This is a genomic window from Paenibacillus hunanensis (assembly GCF_014645615.1).
Taxonomy (GTDB): domain Bacteria; phylum Bacillota; class Bacilli; order Paenibacillales; family Paenibacillaceae; genus Saccharibacillus; species Saccharibacillus hunanensis.
In genome coordinates this window covers 258,416-282,325 of record NZ_BMMB01000003.1, presented here as the reverse complement: position 1 = coordinate 282,325, position 23,910 = coordinate 258,416, and the positions used below count along the sequence as shown (strand labels likewise).

Here is a 23,910-nt window from a genome sequence, read left to right as displayed (position 1 = left end):
CTGTCCTGCATACAATAGAACTAGGCTAATAAGCCCGATCATGATGACGGCAATCAGAGAAAGGACGAAAACAATGAAACTAACCAAAGCGTGGAAGCTAACCATTGTTGCTGGAGTCGTACTCAGCCTGCTAGCGGGCTGTAGTAGCGGAAGCAGTTCATCGAACGGAGCAAGCAGCAGTAGCAATGAGAGTGCAGTAACAACACTGAACTTCTGGGCGGCACTTGATCCAAGCACGGATCAGGGCAAAGAAATTCAGCAACAGATTACACAGTTCAACAATGAACATAAAGACGTGCAGGTGAATATGCAGGTCATCTCCTATGATGTCATGCATCAGAAGCTGATTGCCGCTGTAACGGCAGGCGATGCACCGGATATGACATGGGGGCTGGGCGAATGGTTCGGTGAGCTGAATCAGATGGATGCACTGGCAGACCTGACCCCTTATGTAGACAAATGGACAGATAAAGATAAGCTGTACCCAAACATCATGCAAGGGCTTACCATTGATGGAAAAGTGAAAGCGCTTCCTAATTACATCGGTATCCGTGCATTACTCTACCATGACAATCTGCTCAAGCAAGCTGGCTATAATGCACCACCCAAAACATGGGATGAACTATTAAAAATGGGCCCGGTAATCAAGCAGAAAACAGGTAAATACGCCTTCGGCATTTCAGCGAGCGGCGTACGCTCCTCGCAGGAGCTGATGACGTATCTGGCGCAAAACGATGTGCAGCTTGTGAAGGATGAGGGTGGCGGCAAGTACAAAAACACCTGGCAGGAAGACTCGGATCAAATGAAAAAAGCGACGCAGGTATTCCAATTTTATAAAGACCTGCTCAGCAGCAATACGATTGATCCGAATGGAAAGACATGGGGCTGGGAAGAAGAGGATCAGAACTTCGTGCTCGCTCAGTATGCAATGGTTGTGAACGGTTCATGGATTGAGGGTCGTACGAATGAGAATCCAGAAGGCATGAAGGATGTCAAAATCGCACCACCACCATATGGCAGCAAGCCTGCTACATTCCTGGAAATTGCGCCACTGTATCTGTACAAATCCGATCATCTGGATAAAACATGGGAATTCGCTTCCTTCCTGATGAGTAAGGAATATCAATCCAAAGTTAATCCATCGTCTGCGCCACGTAGTGATGCTATTACAGGCGCATGGGGCAAGCAGTTCATGGAGCTGACTTCTCAAGGTGTGAACTTCCCACCGATCTCCCTTGGAGGCATAACACAGGCGATGCAGGATTCACTGGCACGTCTGATGCTACAAAACGATTCACCAGAGGCAGTAGCAGCATGGCTCGGTCAGGCGATTAACGATAGCTTGAAGGCAAGCGGGCAATTAAGCGGTAGCTAAACAATGGCTAAATGATAGCTGTAAAAGTAGCTAAACCATGTACCCATAGAATAGTGCAACAGATAGCTTCATTAGCGATATGGTCATAAATAGCTTCAGCACAAATCAACAAAGCTTAACAATGAACGAGAAAGACGATAGCAGTGTAGCTTTATGAAGGACGAAGAAACAGAAATAGAATAGAGCTAATAAAGCAGGCGGAGCTAGAGGATACTTGTTTTCGCTAAAGGACATTTGGCTCCGCTTGCTTTCATTACTCAGAAAAAGTGGTGAGTGGTGTGACTCTACGTGAGAAACGAATTCGAATGGTCGCTTATTATTTCGTTATTCCAGCGCTATTGTTTTTTATATTACTTAATGCGTACCCACTCATTACCGTGGTGTGGGACAGCTTTCAGCTCATCAATATGCTGAATAAAGCATTATCCGGCTTTGCAGGATTATCCAACTATGTAGCCGTCCTGCAAAATGAGAACTTTCAGGCGGCGCTGCGGCATACATTCGTATGGACGCTCCTATCTGTTGCTGGTGAATATGTATTTGGATTAATGACAGCGTTAGCCCTTAATCAGAATATTCGCTGTCGGGCATTGTTCCGCGGCATTATTATTATTCCGTGGGTCGTACCGATCGTGATCGCAGGTATGACATGGACATGGATGCTTGACCCGAACTATGGCATTATCAATTACTGGCTTGTAAAAATGGGCATCATTGCACAGCCGTACAACTGGTTGGGCGAGATGAATACCGCATTGTATACTGTCATTTTCGTGAACATCTGGCGCAGCTTCCCGTTCTATACGATCAGCTTACTGGCAGGCTTACAATCGGTATCCAAGGATATACTGGAAGCGGCTGCAATTGATGGAGCGGGTGTACGCGTGCGCTTCTTCCAGGTCGTATTGCCGCAATTGAAAAGTATATCGCTAACGATCATCTTCATTCACCTGATCTGGACAGCGATCAACTTTGACTTTATATGGGTGATGACCGAGGGCGGCCCACTGTACGCCACCGAAACACTACCGATCCAAATTTTCCGGTATGCGATGCAAACGTATAACTTTGGCTATGCGTCTGCGTTAGCATCAATGATGCTCGGGTTTATGATGACAGCGTTCTTGCTGTATTACTTTATGTCTGTTCGTAAAATGAATCGCTAATAGAGAGAAAGGAGAGCGCGCCATGCTGATGAGCAAGCAAAAACAGCTGTTTTTTCAAATCTTAACGTACGTCGTTTTACTCGGCTTTTCATTCTATTGTTTGTTCCCTTTTCTGTGGATGGTAGTTACCGCGCTGAAGCCAACCGATCAGATTCGCACGATCACGCCTAGCTTTATTGTGGCACATCCGACGATGGAGCATTTTATCAATGTGATTACGCAGTCGAAGTTTTTGACCTATTTTCGTAATAGTATATTCGTCTCGGTCGTTGTGACCGCATTATCCTTAATGATCTCGATTTTTGCTGGTTATGCGCTCAGCCGTTTCATTCGCTTCCGCGGAGTGAAATTATTCAGTGTAGCGATGCTACTATCACAGATGATTCCGGGCGTATTATTACTGATTCCACTGTACTTAACGATGAAGGATCTCGGACTTATTAATACGTACACTTCGCTTATATTGGCGTACACGACATTCACAGTGCCGCTATGTACATTTATGATGAAAGGCTTTTTCGATTCGATACCGATGGATATGGAGGAGGCGGCAGAGATCGATGGATGCTCGCGTGTATCCTTGATCTTTCGCATTCTGTTGCCTGTGTCGCTACCGAGTATGATTGCAGCAGGAATGTTTGCCTTTTTGAATTCGTGGAATGAATTTATGTTTGGATTTGTATTTATTAATGATGATGAGCATCGGACATTAACGCCGGGAATCTATCTGTTCAAAGGATTGTTTCAGACGGACTGGGGTAGCCTGATGGCGTCATCGGTGCTCAGTGTATTGCCAGTCGTGCTAATGTTTGTATTCATGCAACGATTCCTTGTAGAAGGAATGACGGCGGGATCGGTCAAGGGATAGGAGAAAGTACAACAGAAAGATGAGCACAAACTGGGGGATGTGCTCATCTCTGATACATATATAAAATAAATTTTAGTTCAGAGAACTTTTTCCATGATCATTACATCAATTAATTTCCCATCTAAAACGCCTTGCTTCTCAAAGGTACCTACTACACGATATCCTTGCTTTCGATATAAGCCTTGCCCGGCATAATTAAAAGGAAAGGTGAATAATATAATTTTGCGAAATTTATTTTCTTGAGCTACTTGTTCTAATGAGGCAAGGAGTTGACTACCAACTCCTGTTCCTCTAGCATCACGTGTAACATAAATAGATAAATCCGCTACTGCATCATAAGCGCATCGGTGCGAATATCGATTTATAGCAGCCCAGCCTACTGTCGTTCCATGACGCTGTGCGATTAATGCAGTATATCTATCCTGGTGCTCTTCAAACCATGCTTCTATATAAGATTGATCTTTCGTTTCCGATTCTAGCGTAGCAATACGATCTTCTATTCCTTGGTTATAAATAGTCAATATCGCAGGAAGGTCTTCTCTTTGTACGGCTCGAATATCTAAATTTATCGTGTGATCAATATGTGTCATCTTGATAAACCACCCTTCATTATGCCTTAACAGCCTGTATTACAGCAGATACGATATAATCTTCTATTGGTGTGTTAGGGAGCCATTCTTTTAAAAATTCCTTTGAGTCTTCTTTTGGTTGAATAAGGATATTCGTAAACCCACTCTGTTTCATCATAGTTGTAAGTTCTTCTATAGATGACGCCCCTGAAATACATCCACTGTACAAATCTTGAGTATCATTTTTGATAGCAAACGGCAATTCAGCTGTCGTTACAATATCAGAAATGGCTAATCGTCCACCAGAACGTAATACACGATATGCTTCCTGAAAGACTTGCTTTTTGTCTGGAGAAAGGTTAATCACGCAATTCGAAATAATTACATCAATGGTTTCATCAGCAACAGGCAAATGTTCGATCTCACCTAACCGAAAATCAACGATTGTATTTCCAGAATTTTCGGCATGTGTACGAGCTGCACTTACCATAGCCGGTGTCATATCTACACCAATAACTCTTCCATTTTCGCCAACTTGTCGTGCAGCAAGAAAGCAATCAAAACCAGCACCGCTCCCTAAATCAAGTACATTTTCACCAGGCTGTAAGCTAGCAATAGCTTGGGGATTGCCACATCCAAGTCCTAGATTCGCTCCTGAAGGTACAGATTGAAGTTCATCTTTAGAATATCCAAGTTGCGCTGAAACGTGAGCCACATCCTTAACTGGGTCATAGGATACTTTGGTTTGACAGCAAGAGCTAGTTAACTGACTCTGAGTAACAACTCCTTCATAATGTTCTCGAACATTTCGACGAATTTGATCATAGGTTGGTGTATTCAATGTTCTCCACTCCTTGAAATAGATAATATAAATATGCTTTTATAGTATTTGTTATTTGCAAGTAAATTAGTTCATTCTTCTCGGATAGGTGAACAGCAACGATCAGATTTTGCCATAGCTTCATTAAGTAACTGGATAGAATGAATAATCGTTTGTTGCTCAAACGGTGTTAAATAAGAAAAGACCTCGTCTAGATAGCTATTCATTTGTTGATTGATCGTGTTTGCTATATATTGTCCATCAGATGTCAAAATAAGCAGAGAAACTCGACGATCATTTGGATCAGCTTGCTTCGTCAAAAGCCCCATTTTAATCAAATTTTGTGCTTGTCGACTGAATGTCGTAATATCAGTTCCTAATATATCTGCAATTTGTTGCATGGAAGGATGATCACGCTGATCAATCTCGTATAAGATATGACTTTGTGCCACAGATATATCATGACCACCGATACTACAACAATTTTTATTTAATAAACCAAAACGCCGTGTCATGACTTGGAATAATTCTCTTTTGTTTTGCATTACCGATCACCTCTACTCTTTTATAAATGATTAATTTGCATATTGCAAGTTTTTTTATGGATAAATTACTTGATTATTGCACAAATATTCGCTAGCATATAAGCGTACAGTTATATAGAGACGAAGTTTATTATGGATCAACTTTATGAAGTAGCTCACTATCTTAAATTATTAGGGAATAAGACTCATCTAACAATGTTAGTACTATTAAAGGATCATTGCATTTTACATAATGATACGCTTAAATGCTGATCCTCAAAGGAGAGAATATAAATGTCTAAAAAAACGCTCTATTTTCTATGTACGGGCAATTCCTGTCGAAGCCAGATAGCTGAAGGCTGGGGAAAGAAATACTTGGGTGAAGAATGGAATGTATATAGTGCAGGAATTGAAGCACACGGATTAAATCCCAATGCTGTAAAAGCTATGAAGGAAGTCGGAATCGACATTTCGAAGCAAACTTCTGATATTATTGATCCTCAGATTTTGAACAATGCAGATTTTGTCGTTACATTATGTGGAGATGCCGCAGACAAATGTCCAATGACACCACCTCATGTCCGTCGTGAACACTGGGGGTTTGAAGATCCAGCCAAAGCACAAGGTACAGAAGAAGAAAAATGGGCTTTTTTCCAGCGTGTACGTGATGAGATTGAAGAGCGAATTAAGTATTTTGCCGAAACGGGAAAATAAAGAAAATGGAGCAGATACCTTCTGCTCCATTTTCTTTTAGTTAGAAATATAATATAGACGATGTAAACGAGATTAAAGTTGGTTGTAAAGGTACTAACATGTGTTTTCTTCATAATATAGTTATGAAGCATGTATTCATCTTGCTTCATTATAACTTGTATCTATCTCATACAATCGAGCCATTTTATTTTGCTTAAAGTTGAAATGGATCGTATTGCCGTGTACGTGATACGATGTATTTTCATCTTCTGCTGGATTCGGATAGAGCTGGGCAACGCTTTGGATCGATTGGGCAGAGCAGCTTGCGCTAAAATGATCATTCAAGCTATGTGTACGCCAGACAGCAAGATACAGACGGTCAGCTGTTTCGATGCCGAAGCTGAACCATTCGTCATCGATAAGTGGAATACCGGTCAGCCATACAGGGCGTCCCATTGGAATATAGGAACGAATATCCTTGTATACGTCAATCGCCTGTTTGACGAGCAGCAGACGGTCTTCCGTCAGCTCGCTCAGATGTCCGCTCTGGTGGATGCGCAGCAGCATCGTGTTCACCATATTGAAAATCACTTCCTCACGATCACCTTCACGTAGTGGATACGACCAGATAGCCGCTTGCTCTGGTGTGACATTGGCGGCACAGGCAGCGGCAATAGCGCCATTGCGTACATATTCGGTCTGATCGGTAATGGACTGAATGCTATGTCTGGCGAGCATCTGGTAATCATGGCGCATACCGCCGCTACCGCAATTTTCGATAACGAGTTCTGGATAAGCTGCAAAAATATCATCCAGCCATTGTAGATATGCTCGATTATGCTCTAGCAAGCCGTCGCCCATGCTGTCACTATACTGATCCGTGCCAATGCCAGTGGTGATATTGTAGTCCATTTTGATATAACCGATACCATATTCCTGCACAAGGCGATGAATAACAGATGTTGCATAGTCACGTACCTGCGGATTCCGGAAATCAAGATGATAGCGACTATGATCGATTATGCGTTTACCATGACGCATAAAAAACCAATCATCCGGTAAGCTCGCTGCCAGCTTGCTGTTAATACCCATCACTTCAATTTCCAGCCACAGACCAGCGATCATGCCTTTGGATTTGATGTACTGGATGACTTCAATCAATCCGCCTGGAAAACGCTGCTCGGATGGCTGCCATTCGCCTACATTGTCCCACCAGTAGCCATCGGAATACCAGCCGCAATCAATCACAAAATATTCACAGCCAGCAGTAGCAGCTGCATCGATAAGAGGAAGCTCCTTCTCCGTGGTTGGATCACCGGACAGACAATTCATATAATCATTAAAAATGATCGGCAAATACCGATTATCTTCATTCGGACGACGGATGGCGCGACGATAGCGAGTGAGCTCCCAGACCGCTTCCTGCCAGCTACCAGGTATAGCACCGAACGCTACCGGAATAGTGCTAAAGGAGGCGCCAGCTTGCAGTTTTTTCCACCAGTGATTGTGTAGCTCGGTAGGCCCACTGAGCCGTAGCGCGAGCTCTTTGCCAAGAGCAGCATCGCTAAGCTCCCAATGCCATGCGCCATTGCTTTCCAATTGCCAAAAGCTGGTCATGCCCGTGTAGTCATTTTCCAGAATACCGATCGGGGCGAATTGTGAGCAAGACCAGGAGGAATGGTTAGAGACCGAGATAACCTTGGTGGAATCCTGCAATTTCTCACCGTCCAATGCATAGAGCAGGCCTAATTCGGGTAGACTGTATTTCTGCCATTGATTTTCTCCTGTCCATGAATTGTGAGGGAGATAGAGATGATTCGCTGTGTAAGGAAGTGAGGAACCTGTGCTATTTACCCCTACAATATGAAGAGAAGAGATATACTCAATCCCAAATGGCTCTGTACCTGTATTCGTAACCTCATTCCATACGTTAACGATACGTATGCCGGGAAAAAACTGTATATGTGTCGTAACTGTAAGCGAGCAGGCTTTTGTATACGTTTGCGTGATCGACAACCGATCCTCCTGCTGCTCGATATGCTGGAATGTCAATGCTGCACCTGGCATCGTGTTGGATAATCGTGTTCCTTTATGACCGGGTTGATTGAATCCGGTAAGCTGAAGCTCAACCAGTACACTGGCATGCTTGCGCTGTTCAGAAATATCTTCAGCTTCAGGCAGGGGAGCGCTGGATAAGTGTAGTAAGCGGATGCGTTGCTGATCGTCGAGCTCGAATAAAGTATTAACACCATATATTTGATATTCATACAGGCGAGTCATTTTGTTTCTTCCTCCTTTGTTTGGATCCAATCAAGGCGCACTGGCTATCTCTGTATTCTGTATAAGCGAGCAGCTAGCGCTACCCTCATTGTATTCCTTTGCTATCGCTTTCCTATAGCTATACCAAATGAAAACTATACCATTTCCCATATATTGAACTACCAGCACATAACACAAATAGCACCCTCTGATCAAAACAGAGGATGCGATCTGAAACACAAACGATATACTGCGAGTCATCGGTGTGCTTATTGCTTATGCGATTCTGATCTATAGTAACAAGAATAGACAGCAGTATTCGCAATTGGAACATATACCTAATCCAAACGACGATGCCGCTTGCTATAAAAGCCGGGAGCCACACCAAATAAACGTTTAAATGCTCGTGCAAAGGATAGTGGGTTGGTGTAACCTACCGCATGAGCTACCTTTTCCACAGTATAATCTGTATTTTCTAGCAAAAACTTGCCGCGTAGCATACGATAGCTGGTCAAATATTGCAGCGACGTTTGCTGTAGCTCAGCACCTGTCAGCTGTGTTAAATAAGTAGGGTGGATGCCGATTTGTCGGGCAATGCTATTCACCGTTAATTCTGGATTTCCATAGGAAGTACGTACATGAGCAATGAACAGATCGACATAGTGCTTCGGACTACGAGGATTCGAATTCATCTGGTGCGTACTTTGATCCATATGAAAATAAGACAATATCCGAAAAAAGTCTCCTTGAACCCTTAATATCGGATGCCGCTGCTCCAGATGATCTGTAATGAGTGAGTGAATATAACTTTCTGCCTCAGATCGATTATGTAGCTCCCCTACCTGCACATGAGCATGAAAACCAAGCTGCTGCAATATTGCTGCCGTGCGTTCCCCCTGAAAGCCGATCCACACATATTCCCACGGTTCCTGCTCATCTGCTTCATATACCGCGTATACATCATTAGGTTCGATTAGAAAGAAATTCCCTGCTTTTAAATGATACGTTGTAGCTCGTGATCGAAATGTGCCCTTACCACTCAAAATATAGTGCAACACATAATACTCTCGAATTTGCGGCCCAAAGCTGTGACGAGGTAAGCACTTCTCATACCCTACATTCATTACATATAATTCATTCAAAAGCGGCTCTGTAAAAAAGATTTCCTTCCGTTCATCACTTTCCATAAACATGGCGAATACCCTCGCTTTATCTAATATGCCGATCGAATGGGGAGGAAGACGATGAAGAATGAGATGAATCTGTTCATTGCGTAATATGTAAAATCGTAAGCGTAGCTCATCACAAGCCGTGCGAGAATCGACCTATGCTATATCGTCTATCCTGTACGTTCAATGTAACAGATTGGATAAGAATGTTGAAGCGTTGAAGCTGTTTGGAGTGGGATCAAGGAATAGCTAGAATTAGAATGTATGTCTTCAATAAAATAGCACAAAAAAAGAACGAACCTCCTACATCAAGGTTCGTTCTTCAACATTCCATCTAGCTTCAGCTCGCCGAGTCCCTTTGAAGCATCATCAGCAATAAGCCAGAGTCTTCATAAAACTTACATTGCAATATCGTACATATCATCGACATCATATGACGTCGATTCATAGCACTAGCATGAGAGACAATATCTTTCCGATCAACCAACAAGTGCTTGCTCACGGCAAGCATCCGAGCAATAATGCTCATGCTCATCTTCGCAGCTATCACAAACGATATGCTGCAAGTTGCAAACTGGACAATTGACATAATGATCTGTTGTGTCTTCACAGTGGAAGCATTTACCGACCACCACATCTTCATCAGTATGGTTGATTTTCACCGAAATGCGCTCATCGAATACATAACATTTACCATCAAACAGACGACCTTGCACCTCAGGGTCTTTGCTGTACGTCACAATACCGCCATCCAGCTGAGCCACATCGTTGAAGCCCTCGTTCATCAGGAAGCCGGACAGCTTTTCACAGCGTACGCCGCCTGTGCAGTACGTTAGAATCTTTTTATCCTTGTACTGACTCAGATTCTCACGAATCCATTCTGGGAACTCACGGGAAGATTCCACGCCTGGACGAATCGCACCACGGAAATGACCAATATCATATTCATAATCATTGCGACCGTCGATCACGATCACATCTTCTTGCTGTAATTGCTCATAAAATTCCTTTGGAGACAGGTGTTTACCTGTTGTCACATTCGGATCGACATCCTGCTCTAAGCGGAATGTAACCAGCTCTTGCTTATGACGAACGAATATTTTTTTGAACGCATGACCTTCCGATTCGTCAATCTTGAACACGACATCAGCAAAGCGAGCATCGGCGCGCAGATCATTCATGTACTGCTCGGTTTGCTCCCATGTGCCTGACAATGTGCCGTTGATGCCTTCTGGCGAGATCAGAATGCGACCTTTAACGCCCAGGTCTTTGCAATATTGCAAATGCTCGGCAGTTAGCGTCTCTGAATCTTCAAGTGCGACGAATTTATAAAACAATAAAATCCGGTATGGATGTGTGGACATTAATATCACCTTTAATCATATAATGTAGAAAAGCCTGTATTTATCGAATTCCGTATTTCATCAAACAATGAACGCAATTTCAAATTTTACGCCTGTTCACAAGCTTAGTCAACGGATATGCTGAAAAAGTCATGAAAATGCAATTTATTTGCGGATATTTCGCTATTATGCTCGATATATGATCGCTGATGACTGACAAATGATGCAAATTGCTCGCATATTAGCTTTAATTATCGTCCTGTTTTGAAATATGAAAAGAATATTATATTTTTATGCTTGGGTTTTCAAGGGAGCATATCATATAATGGAAAAGATGCAGATATAGCGATGCATGTATAGATGTGTAGGCTATTGTCCGTGAGAGGTGTACATGAACCGGATTGTGAATCATCAGGATGATATCAGGGTACATGATGAATTGAATGAGCATACAGTCAAGCACACCGACAATAAGCATACAAGCATGCGATGACCGTCTTGTACGGGAACAACTTACACTTATAAAATGAGAGAATACAAGGTAGAGCAGAGGGGTTACGATGAATTTGAATACGCTACAGTTTGATGAATTATGCCAGTTGAATGCGAGTCTGGCGCCTTACTCGACCTATGAGATTGGTGGTACAGCACGTCATCTTGGTCTTCCAGCAACAACAGCAGAGCTTGCTGTGCTGCTTGAAGGAAGTAAGCATAAGGGATTAGATGTAAAATGGTTCGGCATGGGCTCGAACATCCTGTTTCCAGATCAGCCGCAGGACGATACACTGTTTCTGTCGCTCAAGCGTCATGTAGAGCTGACCTTTAACGAAGATCGTCTATTCGTATCGGCAGGTGTGCCGATGACCTGGCTGGCGCTGATTGGTGTAATGACCGGGATGAAAGGGATGGAATTCACGTATTTGCTGCCTGGCACGATGGGGGCAGGTATTTATATGAATGCAAAATATTTCAATTATGATATTAGCGGCTTGCTGGATCGTGTATATTATATCGATGTCACGCGCCCGGAGCAGGGCATGCAGCATATTGGTGTGGCTGAATGCCAGTATGCGTACAAGCAATCCATTTTCCAGCAAAATCCATGGGTGATCGTAGGAGCAGACCTGCATATAGGTGAATATACATTGCCTGAGACAGAGCGTTGGGCAGCTCTGATGCAAGAGATGAAGGTATCCAGTGCAGCTTCGTCGAGTCTGCCTGAATATTTCCGTTATTACCAGAATTGGATCGGTCGTCTATCTGCCGAAGGCTATGACGTACCACAGGAGTTCCATGATGTGATCGCGGATCGCGGCGGTAAGCACCATTTTGACCATGCCTGCTGTGGCTCGGTATTTAAAAACAATTATGAATTTGGTCAACCGACAGGTAAGCTAGTGGATGAATTGGGGCTGCGTGGAACACAGCGCGGCAATGCACGTATCTCACCATATCATGGCAACTTTATTCAAAATGTTGGTGGTGCAACAGCGGAGGACGTGCTGTATCTGATTCGTCTTGTGCAGGATGGTGTACACACACGTTTCGGCTTTGTGCCAGAGCCAGAGGTTGTTATTTTGTAATTTATCCTTGAATTTGGTCAATTTGATCGCAAATGGATAGGTGCTATGTCAGGGAACTTGTTAAACTTTTCAAAGCCTGGTATATGCGTGCGTTCAGATCATTAATATCATCAGGATATGCCAAACAGGTCCGAGTATTCGGGCCTGTTTTTGTTATGCTGTCTGTTTTGTACGAGTGAATATTGTGAGACTTTGTATGGGGTATGATTTTAGATAAAGCTTAGCCTTCGAATACAGTGTTCGGTATAGTTTTCGGTATTTAGAATAGATTCTACTACACAATCTTCATTTACATTTTGCGTAGTAGAAGGTTTTCTATTGGATAAAACAATATAGGAGTATAGCCTTTTATAGCTTCACTGTATGATGAGCTACAGCTTTGTGATCTTACAGGTTATAGCTTCACCGTATGATGAGCTACAGCTTTGTGATCTTACAGGTTATTGCTTCATCGTATGATGAACAACAGCTTCGTGATCTTATACGTTATAGATTTATCATAATGTAAGGGGTATATCTCTATAGATCATCTGAAAATCAACCCCAAAGTACGCAGCTTAGTACGTTCGCTTCAATCACGAAGCAGCTCGATACACCTTGCGATACAGCACGATAGCAGCAATACCGATTAGAATCACACCCATCCATGCTGGAGCAGCGTGACCGAGCGAGACATACAGATGTCCTCCAATCAGCGGCCCGAGTACACGTGCGAGAGATTGGATCGACTGGCTACCACCTTGTACGCGTCCCTGTTGACTTGCATCGGCAGACGTAGACAGCAATCCGTTAAACGAGGGGCCGAAAATCGAGTCACCAAAGCCGAATACAAACATCCCTGCAAGAAATAAGCCATAGGAAGAAAATGCCACCGATTCAGCGATCAATCCGTAGCCACACAGCTCAGCGACCATACCCAGAATAGCGATTGACACGCTGCTCATCCTTGTTAACAGACGAGGCATGATGAGGCTCTGGGACAAAATATCCTGAATACCGATAATTGAGAAGACCAGACCAATCCATACGGGCTGCCAGTGGAACATATCGAGTGTAAATTGTGCGAGCACCGCTTGCATTGCGCCATTAGGTAACCATAGCAGAAAGGCAACGAATAATAATCGTTGTAATGATTTGACCGATAAGATGTTAGCCAGTTGAAGAAATGGATTCAATCGACTTAGCGGAATATGCTTGACACGAAGCTGAGGCGCCAGACTTTCTGGCATGTAGCGCCAGCCATAGAGCATATTAAGTAATGTAATCGCAGCGCCAAAATACAGGGGAGCGGTATAGCTGATGCCGGCAAGTATTCCGCCGAGCGATGGGCCAATGATCGTACCTGCACCAGCCGCCGCACCAATCCAGCCAAAGTAACGTGTACGCTGCTCCGCAGATGTAATATCAGCAAAATAAGCAAACAGCGTGGCAATCGTGCCGCCTGTAATACCTTCAATGATCCGTCCAACAAATAAAATCCACAATGCACTACCAATACCGAATAACAAATAACCAGCGACCGAGCCAAGCAAGCAAAGCAGTAGCACCGGACGTCGTCCGTATCGATCACTGAGCGCACCAAGTGCAGGGGAAGCGATAAAGACACAGATTGCATATACCGACGTTAACCAGGCAACAATCACTGCCTGTTGCGAAGCATCCTGTACATAGGGCTGCACAAGAAAAGGTACCACTGGTATAACGATACCAAAGCCAATCGCGCATAAAAACACAGAGATAAAGCCAAACACCAATGCCTTACGAGTAATACCGAGATGAGATGGAGACGGAGAGGAAGAATGAACAGTCAAGGGTAGTTCTCCTTTCAGAATGGGGTAGAGTTGGATGAAGTTTTTTTGTTTCCTAGTTGACAATAATATAAGGTTATTTTGTTTCCTTGTCAACAAAAAAACCTACTCTACCGAAACGATCTCGGATTAGAGCAGGTTTTAACAGGAACTGTATATTTTACTGGAGCGGTATATTTTACCGGAGCCGTATATGTTACTAGAGATGTATATCTTAGAACCACATATAATTAGAACTCATACATATGGAAGCAGCGTCAGAGCACAGCTAAAGTAAAATAAAAGCAACACAAAAGCAAAACTCATAAGCAATTTGATCAAAATTTAATACAATAGGCTATTAGACTACGATTCCATTCATACACCATTTGAATAAAAACGCACGACTTTATCCATGTGCTTCATCCCGATTCACAGGCTGGATATACTGATCCAGATGCTGGCTATAGTTATGAATAAAGGCAAGCATGCTATCGTACTGCTCATCCGTAATGTGCTCAAATACAGCCGCATCACGCTCCTGGAATTCCCGATGGAGCCGTTCATGAATATGCTCGATATCTTTTCCTTTTTCCGTAAGCTTAAAATAAATTTCCTTCTTGTTATCCGGCTTCTGGTAGCTTTCGATCAAGCCTTTTTCCATCAGCTTTTTAGTCATTTTGCTGATCGCACTACGGGTCATATAAAAGTTCTCAGCGAGCCGGGTGACATTACAATCCGGGTGTTTACCAATATATTCGATGCAATGCACCTCAGATGGCTTATGATCACGAAGCTGATCCTCCATTTTGATACGATTCAGCCACGCCATTTTCGTAAACAATTGTCTGAACTCCAGCATCACTTGCTCCTGTTTGTTCATCATCATTCTCCTTTACCGTACAGGTTCGATTGCTTTCAGTATAAAACTCTTTTGTGTCCGTTTCAACAATCGTATTCGCGGCTAAGGCTGTAGCCAGCATGAACTTAGGATGACATACAAAAATGCTCCATCTGTCCATATAGACGGAATGATCGTCTACTGAACAGATGGAGCATAGAATGTACAGATGAAATTACAATAAAGCGTAATAAGTAATAGATCAAACTATCTTCACACAAGAGCGGTCAAAAACATATGAAGCAAAAGCTAAAGGTAGCTATTCGATGGTGGTAATCTGCTCTAATCGCTAGCGATACACTAAAAGTCCCATTTGTACAATCAATCTGCTATCGAACAATCCACCTGCTACTAGAAGATATAGCTTCCCGTTTTGACCTAAGCCCGATGCTTGTGCTTGCTGTTTTGCTTGCTGTTTTGCTTGCTCATTTTACTGATCGTTTTCCACTTTTGCTTCTCCTGGCGCTGAAGTTGGCTATTTTGCTTGCGCTCGTTAAAAGCGATCTCGCGTTTGAGCTTTTGCCAGTTGATGTAGTGCTTACGTGATAATGTACCATTTTCCAGCGCTTGCTGTACGGCACAGCCCGGTTCATCCTCATGCGTACAGTCTGCGAATCGGCAGTGCTCGCCAATCTCATCGATATCGCTGAACGTCTCATCCAATCCATCCGAGGCTGTACCTACACCAAGCCCACGCATACCAGGCGTATCGATCACGATCACACCATTAGGCAGCAGATGTAGCTCGCGATGCGTAGTCGTATGGCGACCGCGCGCGTCATCCTCACGGATTCCACCCGTACGCATACGCTCTTCACCAGCAAGTGCATTCACCAGGGATGATTTACCTACACCGGATGAGCCGAGCAATACAATTGTCTGCCCCGGCTGAATCAACTCTCGTAGCTCTGCCAGACCGTTACCGCTAATGCTATCGACTGCGAAGAAGGGAACGCCAAAGCCGGCTGCTTCCAGCTCACTGCGATAGGCTTCTAGCTGATCGGTCAGGTCTGCCTTGGTCAGCACAATGACAGGCATTGCGCCGCTATTCCAGGCGACGGTCAGATACCGTTCAATCCGATTGATATTAAAGTCGTCGTTGGCCGAACTCACGAGAAAGCAATAGTCAAAGTTAGCTGCAACGACCTGCTGACCTGCATTCGGGTCTGGATCATCACGTACAAACAGGCTGGTGCGCTCCAGTACCGCATGAATAAGTGAAGTATCGCCCGGATGACTTTCCAGTGCGACAAAGTCGCCAATTGCTGGTCGCTCCATACGATCTACATCACGGAAGGAGGACGTTTTTGGACGTGCCAGTCCTTCTCCATCGGCTGAGACAACACGTAACACATGCTTGAATACAGCAGTTACGCGTGCAGGAATAAGATGCGAGGGCAGCTCCAGTTCAGCGAAGCGCCCTGCAAAATGATCATTATATCCGTATTTATTAAGTTCCAATTCGGTTAGCTCCTTTTATGACGGGAGCTTATGAATCTTTATCCGTTCATTGCTCCCGATTTTGAAATGGTCACGAGTGTCAGACGGCTGCGAAAAAACGTATAGATTCTCATATTCATCATCCTTTCTTGTCGGGATTTCATGTACAGCATACCAGAAGCAGGAAAAAAAGTCATGAATAATTTCTCTGACCTAACAACGTAAACGCTATGTTAGCCAAATGTGATCAAAAAGTACCAAATTTAACGAATCTGCAAACTTAACCCTTCTCAGATAGCGAAAATAAGCTACAATTGATGTGATCATGTTCTCATTTTGTAAAATCATCTGTTGTATGATGGATAAAATAACAGCAGGATGACTACCATTTTTGATCAACATCCTCATGATCGCTTGTCATGTGATCCATTTTAATAAAATCGATTTCACTGTTAATCTATCTTATTTCTTCCTCGGTGAAATAGCATGAATCTCTGTTGCTTTCGCAAAATTAATATTCATTGAACGACGTTAAAGAAGATTAGCACGGCTTTATAATTACGTTGTTACGTGTTCCATAATTCATAAGCAGCGATAGAAAAGGCTGTCGTACGCAGTGGTGCAGAATGTAGCGCTTTATAATAAGCAGAGTTGCTTATTCCGCTTCTGACCCTCTCTATACAGGTGTTCTGCTAGCACTCAGCTGTCCTTTTGAAAAGGCATGAGCGATCTGACACAGGCATCTGACTTTAGGTACGACCTGGCTGGCGATTATCGTTATGCGTGAGGAGGAAACGGATGATATTCAAGCGTAGGGGCTCAAGATTACAGCGAAGCTATATGGTGTCGTATTTGTTGATTTTTCTTATTCCGTTGATCGTGATTACGATCTTTATTTATCAGAGCGCGGTAAAAAGTCTGCGTACTGAGATTGAGCAATCCAATGTAAACCAGCTCAATCAGGTGCGTATGACGATCGATGGACGTATGACGGAGTTACGTGATATTGCGATTCGTATGAGCTATGACAATAGCCTGACGCGTTACATGGTTAAGCATCCATACTACAGTAGCGAAGCGATCCGCCGTTTGGATCAATATCGGGCGAATAGTGCGATTATCGACGATCTGCTATTATATTTTCATAATGATTCGGTTATTTATTCGTCGGAAGGATTAAGTGGTCTGAATGTTGTGTTCGGTAAAACATACAAATTCAATAGCTGGGATCAGCAGCAAATTAAGCGTGATCTGAATGAAATTAAGTATCCGCTTACAAGACCGGCGGATGGGGTGACCGTGAACTCGCGTCAGTCGTCGATGCTGGTACACATGGTGCCGATCAAGCCGACCGATGCGTATCCGTATGCAACTGTCGTCTATTTGATTAATGAATCCAGATTAACGGGGATGATGGATTCGGTACTGAGTGACTTTACAGGCAATAGCTATATTTTCGATAATAATGGTCATGTGCTAACGGCAAATAGTCATGATGCACCGGCTACACCACTGGAGCTGGGTACCCTGGCAGAGCTCAAATCAGGCATTCACAGTATGGAGCTTGGTGGCAAGCAGCAATCGGTTGTAGCGGTTGAGTCGCAGGAAAATGGCTGGACATACGTGACGACGATGCCAAGCGATCAATTTTTCAGTCGTATTTTCCATGTGCAGACGCTTATTGTGTTAATCTTTGCACTTGTTGCACTGGCAGGTATTCCAGTGGCGCTAATGCTGGCGCGTCGTCAATACGGGCCATTGCGTGATCTGGTTGAATTTGCACAATCTCGTAATACAGGGGCAGGCTCATCGCCTGTACGTCAACCTGTAGCCGATCCGTCTATGCACAATGAATGGGCATGGATTCGAGAAACATTGCTGCACTATCGGGATCAGGTGGGCTTGCAGCAGCCCTATGTACGGCATCAATGTTTATTGATGCTCATGAAGCATGGACAGCCAGATGATCCAGAAACTATTCGTCTGATCGATGGACTTGGACTTCGGGGTGAAGGGCTACAATATTTTGTCATGATCGTATCTGGCGATGCCTTAGCGACTCGTGCTGCGAATACGACAGCTGCCAGCAATGTAGAGCTGCTAGATGAGACCGTGAGTCCTTATCTTAGCTTACCCGATGTATTAAGCGAGGTGGCATTGCCAGAGCTTGGTGCGCATCTATATGGGGTGGAATATTCCTCGAGTAACCGACTGGCACTTGCAGTGTGCTGGCAACCTCAAAAGGATCCGGAACAGGAGACGAGCATGTGTAGCATTGTAGAGGCAGTGCGTGAGCTGGTACGCCAGCATTATGGCACTGTACCTACTGTTGGTGTAGGCACAAGCTATGCGCAGCTGGAGATGATCAACCAATCATTTATTGAAGCCGCTACGGCGATGGAGTATCGTGTGATCGGAGAGACGTCCAGTGTAACGTACTTTAATCAGCCTCATCAGGAAGAGGAGCGCTCAGGCAGCAGTCAGTTCTGGATTAGCAATGAATCGCTACTGAAGCTGTCTCAGAGTCTCAAGCAGGGCAATATTCAGGTTGCAAGCCATATGATTCATACGATTACCGCAGGTGTGCATGCGCAGTCCCTGCCTTTACCGCTGATGCGATGTATTTTGTTCGATCTGTTGAATACGGTGCTGCGTGCAGCGTCTGATGCAGGCTTGCTGGGCAGTCTGCGCGATATGCCACAGGTATCTGCCTTCGAGACGGCAGAAGAGCTGGAAGGACAGCTGCAAATGCTGGCTATTCGGATTTGCGAATGTGCGGAGCATAAGCAGGAGACCGAGCAGGTATCACTAATGGATCAGATTGTCGCGTATGTAGAGGAGCAGTATGCTGATTATGCACTCAGTCTGGAAGGAATGGCACAGCAATTTTCCATTTCCAGCTCGTATTTGAGTCGTACATTTAAGGAGAAAACAGGCGTAACCTTCTCCCAGTATATCTGGCAGCTACGGCGAGACGAGGTGATTCGGCAGATTACAGAAACCGATCATCCACTCAAGGATATTATTGTGCGGGTCGGTTATCTGGATACAGCTAATTTTATTCGCAAGTTTAAAAAGGAAATGGGCTGTACACCAGGGCAGTACCGCAAGCTTCATCATGGGGAAGAGGAGCAGTCAGCACTGGAGATTCGAGATTCGATCTCATAACAATGAACAGAATAAATACAAAAACCACCTTCAAGAGATCAACGTCAGCAGTGAATATGCTGGATTGTCTCGAAGGTGGTTTTTGTTAACGTGCTTTTCGCTTATACGATGTTACTTTATTTCAGTGAGTAGGAGTTCGAAGCTTCCATAATGTCGGCATACGCCCAGTGGCTGGATGGTACATCCTTCCACGGTGTTGGACGAGCTGACAGGACAGCTGTTTTCTCCAAAATCTTATTGAGGATCGTTACGGCCTGAGCACGAGTCAGTGGTGCATTCGGCTGGAAGCTGGATGGGCTAATGCCCTGCATCAGACCTGCTGTCAGCACAAGCTTGATCTCACGCTCTGCCCAGTGACCGTTGATATCCGTTGCGAATGTTGTACCACCCTGACCGCTAAGACCTTGCCAGCGGCTCAAAATGATCGCCATTTCAGCGCGTGTGATCGGCTTGGATGGAGCGAAGGTGCCGTTTGGCAAACCGCTCATTAGTCCAGCAGACTGCATCGATTGAATCGCTTGATTCGCCCAGAAGCTAGAAGATACATCCTTGAAGCTTTTTACTGCTCCTGTATTACTGCTTGTTGCTTGCAGACGATAGAGCAGGGAAGCGAGCTCAGCACGAGTCAGGCTGTTGTTTGGACGGAAGGTTCCATCTGGATAGCCTTCGATATAAGCAGGTTTGACGATACCACCTGTGTTAGCAGGGTTCGTACCCGTTACAGGTGTTGTACCTGCATTGGTTGTTGTGCCGCTCACTTGCATAACGGTAAACGTACTGAATTTGCTTGTGTTAATTTGCAAAACTTGATTGCCGGAATCATCTGTAATCAAGGTAGGCTTGATAAATTCCTCGCTACCATCACTATGATTCACATAGACATACAGATCCTTCACGACGGAAAGGCTCGGTATTTTAACCGTATCCAGTGGGATTAACACATCAACAGGCTTGTTCTGGAAATTTGTAATGATGTCGATCGGATTGCTAACAACAGAAAGATCAGCATTACCAACAATTTGTTTTACAATCGACATGTTGGAGGCGCGTACTTTCTCTTTTAACATGTCCTGATACTTATCGAGTACATTGATTTTGAAATTGATATCTTGATTGACATTAAGCATTGAACTGGTTGGGATGGCAAGCTGAATCTTGCTGGTGTTGATGTTCAAGTTCATGTCATTGCTGCTGATGGAATTAGATACACTCAGCGGCAGGTTAATATCAGTATTCGAAGTTACATTGTCGATTGCTGGAACGTTTAAGCGAACCGTAGATTCTTTCATGCTTTTGAGCAAATTGATGGCACCTGACATTTTGTTTGGATCAAACGTAATGGTGCGCAGTACACTGCCATCGAATTGAGTGGAGCGCGATTCGCTAGCTGTAGAAGGCACGTACGTTTTACCTGCGCCACCATCTACACCCAGTGTTAGAGAGCTATCGGTTTTCTTTTTGTCGTCTTTTACAATAACAGGGTCCACGATAACAGGTTTAGCATTTACAGTAATCGTCGCTGTATCGGATGCATCCTGCTGGTTAGCTACATAGACGGTGATCGATGCCGTTCCTTGGCCAACTGGAGTCACGATACCATTTTGAACCGTAGCAACCTGCTCATTGCTGCTTTTCCAAACCAATTGCGTATCTGTAGCATTATCTGGCAAAATGCTGGCAGTGAGCAGAGCAGGAGCATCGCCTTCGGTGAATGTCAGTGTTGATTTGTCCAGCTTAACACTCTTTGCCGCAAGGGAGTCGAGGAAGCTAAGCTTGTTCAGTGTATTGGTTGTAGATTGTACAGAGCTAGTATAGCCTGTACGATCGGGCAGGAATACGACACCATATCCCATGCTAACATTGCTCATTAATTTGAACTGAGTGTACGCAATCGGAACATTATCCAGTAAAGACGCATCCGCTTTATACAGACCATTCAAGCCTACATTCACATACAGATTACCCAGAGGACTAATCGTCAGACCGTATGCTCGTGTTGGATACGTAGCTACTACCTCAGGAGCAGTTGCAGAGTCTGTAGAGAAACGCATGATGTTGGAGATAGCTTGCATTTCATTATCCATTTGTAAAGTGAAATACAGACGATCATTTCCATCAAAAGCTAAGCCAGCAATGGCCATGTCAAACGAATTATTGGACGTATCTAACGGTGCTTGATAATACAATTTGCTATAATCTGCAAGGTCTTCGTCATAATACGGGAAGTTTTCTGAATCGCTCAAATAGGAATGATCCAGCTTATAAATTTTGCTTTGACCGCTAATCACGTAGAATAGATCGCCATTTTTATTAAGCGCAACTGCGACTATATTCGTATCATAGCTTTTAATAATACGTGTGATTTTAAATGTTTTCGTCGAAATTCTAGAAAGACCGTAACTATAATCAGCATAATAGACGTCGCCATTATAATACGCCAGTCCGAATGGACGATTCAATTGCACATCGCTCACTTGTGTTGGGCCAGGCTTAACGATAACGCTACGAGTCACTTCTTTGGCTACATATTGTGATGTGATCGAAGCATTATAATGAATGGTATACGTACCAGCTACACTTGTATCGATACCTGGAACAGAAGCCCCATTCAATGTATACGTGGTGTTTTTTTGAAGACCGGTATATTTATTTGGCGTAACAGTCACACCTGGATCATAGAAGGTATCATATTGAGTTATCGTAATTGGTGAAACTCCATTCAGCGTAATGACTGGAGTCAACGTCGATTGTTGATTCTTTCCAAAAGAGGAACCCATATACGATGTACCATCTGGCGTAAAGAACATGCCATAACCGCCACTGAATTGGCCGTTGCTAATATTTACGAGACTATTCGTAGTTAGAGGGAGGGATTGAAGTGAACTAGAATCAATTCGGTACACATTCCCATCTCTGCCGCTCGTATATAAATTTCCTAGCGGATCAAAGGTGAAGCTAGTAAATTTAACAGAAAAGCCGCTTATTACTACCTGTGGCGTGAGTGAATTCGTAGGCAGCTTTATAATAGATTTGGAACTGTAATCTGTGAAGTAGATGTTATCATTGCCGTCAATCGCTAAACCATAAAAGAAGGTGTATTGGTTGGAAGAGAAATACACGCTCTTTTTAGCATTAAAATTACTTTCGCTCATTGGAAGATTGTTCAGCTCATTATGATCCAATTTATAGATCGTCGAATCGCTGTCTATCGTGAAGAAAAGATTACCAGCAGAATCAAGCGCGACTGCCATAAAGGATTGGTTGGAGCTGACGATCTGTTCGACCTTGCCGCTATAGAGATTAACACGTGCTAATCCTTTGTCGCGTTGTGCAACATACACATAATCTCCGTGATACGCCATTCCATAGGCATTGTCTACATGGATACCGGACAGGTTAACATAGTCGCCAACATTGACAATAGTTACGGTACGTGTAGCTTCATCGGCGACACGGTTGTCTGATGTGGTCACATTGTAATGAATAACGTAAGTGCCAGTTGCATTGGTGTTAATCGAATTAACTGGCTGGTCATTCAGTGTATACGTCACCGTTGCGGAAAGGTCATTGTATACATCGTCCTGTACCGTTGTGCCTGGATCAGCAAACGGTGTACCAATCTTCATGCGAACATTTCTGTCGCCGATCAGGTTGATGACTGGTTTGTTAGTTGTAGCGGTTGTTGTAACTGTACCGCCGCCACCAGAAGTCGTAGTGCTAGTGTTCGTAGTGGACGTTGAAGAATTGTCTGTAGAGTACGTATCGGATGATACCGTACTATTGTTGCTGGATGATTCATTACTGCTTGTATTACTGCTTGTATTGCTGTTTGTCGTACTTGCCGTATTATCATCGGCATAGACAGGTGTAGCCGCTGCGCTTGGCAAAGCAATCATAATCGCCAGGCACCAGATCATCCATTTTTTCATGTGATGTCCCCTTTATTGTATATTTAATCTTATTTCCGCAATATTATTATCGGTAGCTAGCCGGCTTTTAATTAACCAAATAAACTGTTTTTTGCAAAATAGGTGTTTCATTTCGCTGATAAGGGTGTAAATCTGTTATTTTGCTGTTATTTTGCTGTTATTTTGCTGATGTAATTACAGCGATAGTGTAATGATCAATCAATAGTTATAAGTAGTTAGTAACAAGTAATCAATAATACAAAAGGCAGCCCTTAAAGGGCTGCCCCTAGCTCGTTATGCACGGAAAATGCTACGGATAGCTTCACGAAATACTATA

The 23,910-nt window shown here is 43.8% G+C and carries 17 protein-coding genes; 6 read left to right on the top strand and 11 right to left on the bottom strand.

Going from position 1 to position 23,910, the window contains the following annotated elements; translation table 11 throughout:
* The first annotated feature begins 73 nt into the window (after positions 1-73).
* The 3 genes from IEX62_RS07490 (at position 74) to IEX62_RS07480 (ending at position 3,409) form a co-directional block, all read left to right on the top strand.
* Complete coding sequence (locus IEX62_RS07490; RefSeq protein WP_188774807.1) at positions 74-1,375, top strand: ABC transporter substrate-binding protein; 1,302 nt, start codon at positions 74-76, stop codon at positions 1,373-1,375.
* A gap of 278 nt (positions 1,376-1,653) precedes the next feature.
* A complete protein-coding gene (locus IEX62_RS07485; RefSeq protein WP_229685671.1) occupies positions 1,654-2,541 on the top strand; it encodes a carbohydrate ABC transporter permease in 888 nt (295 codons plus the stop codon).
* A gap of 22 nt (positions 2,542-2,563) precedes the next feature.
* The gene (locus IEX62_RS07480; RefSeq protein WP_188774806.1) at positions 2,564-3,409 is read left to right on the top strand and encodes a carbohydrate ABC transporter permease; all 846 of its coding nucleotides are present in this window, start codon (positions 2,564-2,566) and stop codon (positions 3,407-3,409) included.
* A gap of 77 nt (positions 3,410-3,486) precedes the next feature.
* Here IEX62_RS07480 and IEX62_RS07475 read toward each other — a convergent pair whose 3' ends face one another.
* The 3 genes from IEX62_RS07475 to IEX62_RS07465 form a co-directional block, all read right to left on the bottom strand.
* On the bottom strand, positions 3,487-3,999 hold the full coding sequence (locus tag IEX62_RS07475; RefSeq protein WP_188774805.1) for an arsinothricin resistance N-acetyltransferase ArsN1 family A: 513 nt from the start codon (positions 3,997-3,999) through the stop codon (positions 3,487-3,489).
* 19 nt (positions 4,000-4,018) lie between these two features.
* Complete coding sequence (locus IEX62_RS07470; protein ID WP_188774804.1) at positions 4,019-4,819, bottom strand: arsenite methyltransferase; 801 nt, start codon at positions 4,817-4,819, stop codon at positions 4,019-4,021.
* A gap of 71 nt (positions 4,820-4,890) precedes the next feature.
* Entirely contained in the window at positions 4,891-5,343 is a 453-nt protein-coding gene (locus IEX62_RS07465) for a MarR family winged helix-turn-helix transcriptional regulator (protein ID WP_188774803.1), read from the bottom strand.
* Between the two features lie 273 nt (positions 5,344-5,616).
* Between IEX62_RS07465 and arsC the strand changes: the two genes are divergently transcribed.
* Positions 5,617-6,036 carry an arsenate reductase (thioredoxin) gene (arsC, locus tag IEX62_RS07460; protein WP_188774802.1) on the top strand — a complete coding sequence of 140 codons (420 nt, stop codon included), beginning with the start codon at positions 5,617-5,619 and terminating at the stop codon, positions 6,034-6,036.
* A 135-nt stretch (positions 6,037-6,171) separates the two neighbouring features.
* Here arsC and IEX62_RS07455 read toward each other — a convergent pair whose 3' ends face one another.
* The 4 genes from IEX62_RS07455 to IEX62_RS24090 form a co-directional block, all read right to left on the bottom strand.
* Positions 6,172-8,295 (bottom strand): glycoside hydrolase family 36 protein, encoded by a 2,124-nt coding sequence (locus IEX62_RS07455; RefSeq protein WP_188774801.1) that lies wholly within the window; start codon positions 8,293-8,295, stop codon positions 6,172-6,174.
* Positions 8,296-8,612: 317 nt separating this feature from the next.
* A complete protein-coding gene (locus IEX62_RS07450) occupies positions 8,613-9,467 on the bottom strand; it encodes an AraC family transcriptional regulator (RefSeq protein ID WP_188774800.1) in 855 nt (284 codons plus the stop codon).
* Positions 9,468-9,922: 455 nt separating this feature from the next.
* A complete protein-coding gene (trhO, locus tag IEX62_RS07445) occupies positions 9,923-10,807 on the bottom strand; it encodes an oxygen-dependent tRNA uridine(34) hydroxylase TrhO (RefSeq protein ID WP_188774799.1) in 885 nt (294 codons plus the stop codon).
* A 262-nt stretch (positions 10,808-11,069) separates the two neighbouring features.
* Positions 11,070-11,309 (bottom strand): hypothetical protein, encoded by a 240-nt coding sequence (locus IEX62_RS24090; RefSeq protein ID WP_373289109.1) that lies wholly within the window; start codon positions 11,307-11,309, stop codon positions 11,070-11,072.
* A gap of 37 nt (positions 11,310-11,346) precedes the next feature.
* Here IEX62_RS24090 and IEX62_RS07435 point away from each other — a divergent pair, with 37 nt between their 5' ends.
* Complete coding sequence (locus tag IEX62_RS07435; RefSeq protein WP_188774798.1) at positions 11,347-12,369, top strand: UDP-N-acetylmuramate dehydrogenase; 1,023 nt, start codon at positions 11,347-11,349, stop codon at positions 12,367-12,369.
* A 575-nt stretch (positions 12,370-12,944) separates the two neighbouring features.
* Here the strand turns inward: IEX62_RS07435 and IEX62_RS07430 are convergent.
* The 3 genes from IEX62_RS07430 to rsgA form a co-directional block, all read right to left on the bottom strand.
* Positions 12,945-14,180, bottom strand: a complete 1,236-nt coding sequence (locus IEX62_RS07430) for an MFS transporter (protein WP_188774797.1) — start codon at positions 14,178-14,180, stop codon at positions 12,945-12,947.
* Positions 14,181-14,565: 385 nt separating this feature from the next.
* Positions 14,566-15,039, bottom strand: coding sequence for a MarR family transcriptional regulator (locus IEX62_RS07425; protein WP_188775055.1), 474 nt, complete (start codon positions 15,037-15,039; stop codon positions 14,566-14,568).
* A gap of 396 nt (positions 15,040-15,435) precedes the next feature.
* Positions 15,436-16,518: a ribosome small subunit-dependent GTPase A gene (gene rsgA / locus IEX62_RS07420; protein WP_188774796.1), complete on the bottom strand. Its 1,083-nt coding sequence runs from the start codon at positions 16,516-16,518 to the stop codon at positions 15,436-15,438.
* A 777-nt stretch (positions 16,519-17,295) separates the two neighbouring features.
* On the opposite strand from rsgA, the gene IEX62_RS07415 reads away from it, so the two are divergent.
* Complete coding sequence (locus tag IEX62_RS07415) at positions 17,296-19,665, top strand: AraC family transcriptional regulator (protein WP_188774795.1); 2,370 nt, start codon at positions 17,296-17,298, stop codon at positions 19,663-19,665.
* Positions 19,666-19,781: 116 nt separating this feature from the next.
* Here IEX62_RS07415 and IEX62_RS07410 read toward each other — a convergent pair whose 3' ends face one another.
* Entirely contained in the window at positions 19,782-23,594 is a 3,813-nt protein-coding gene (locus IEX62_RS07410) for an S-layer homology domain-containing protein (protein ID WP_188774794.1), read from the bottom strand.
* Positions 23,595-23,910 lie beyond the last annotated feature (316 nt).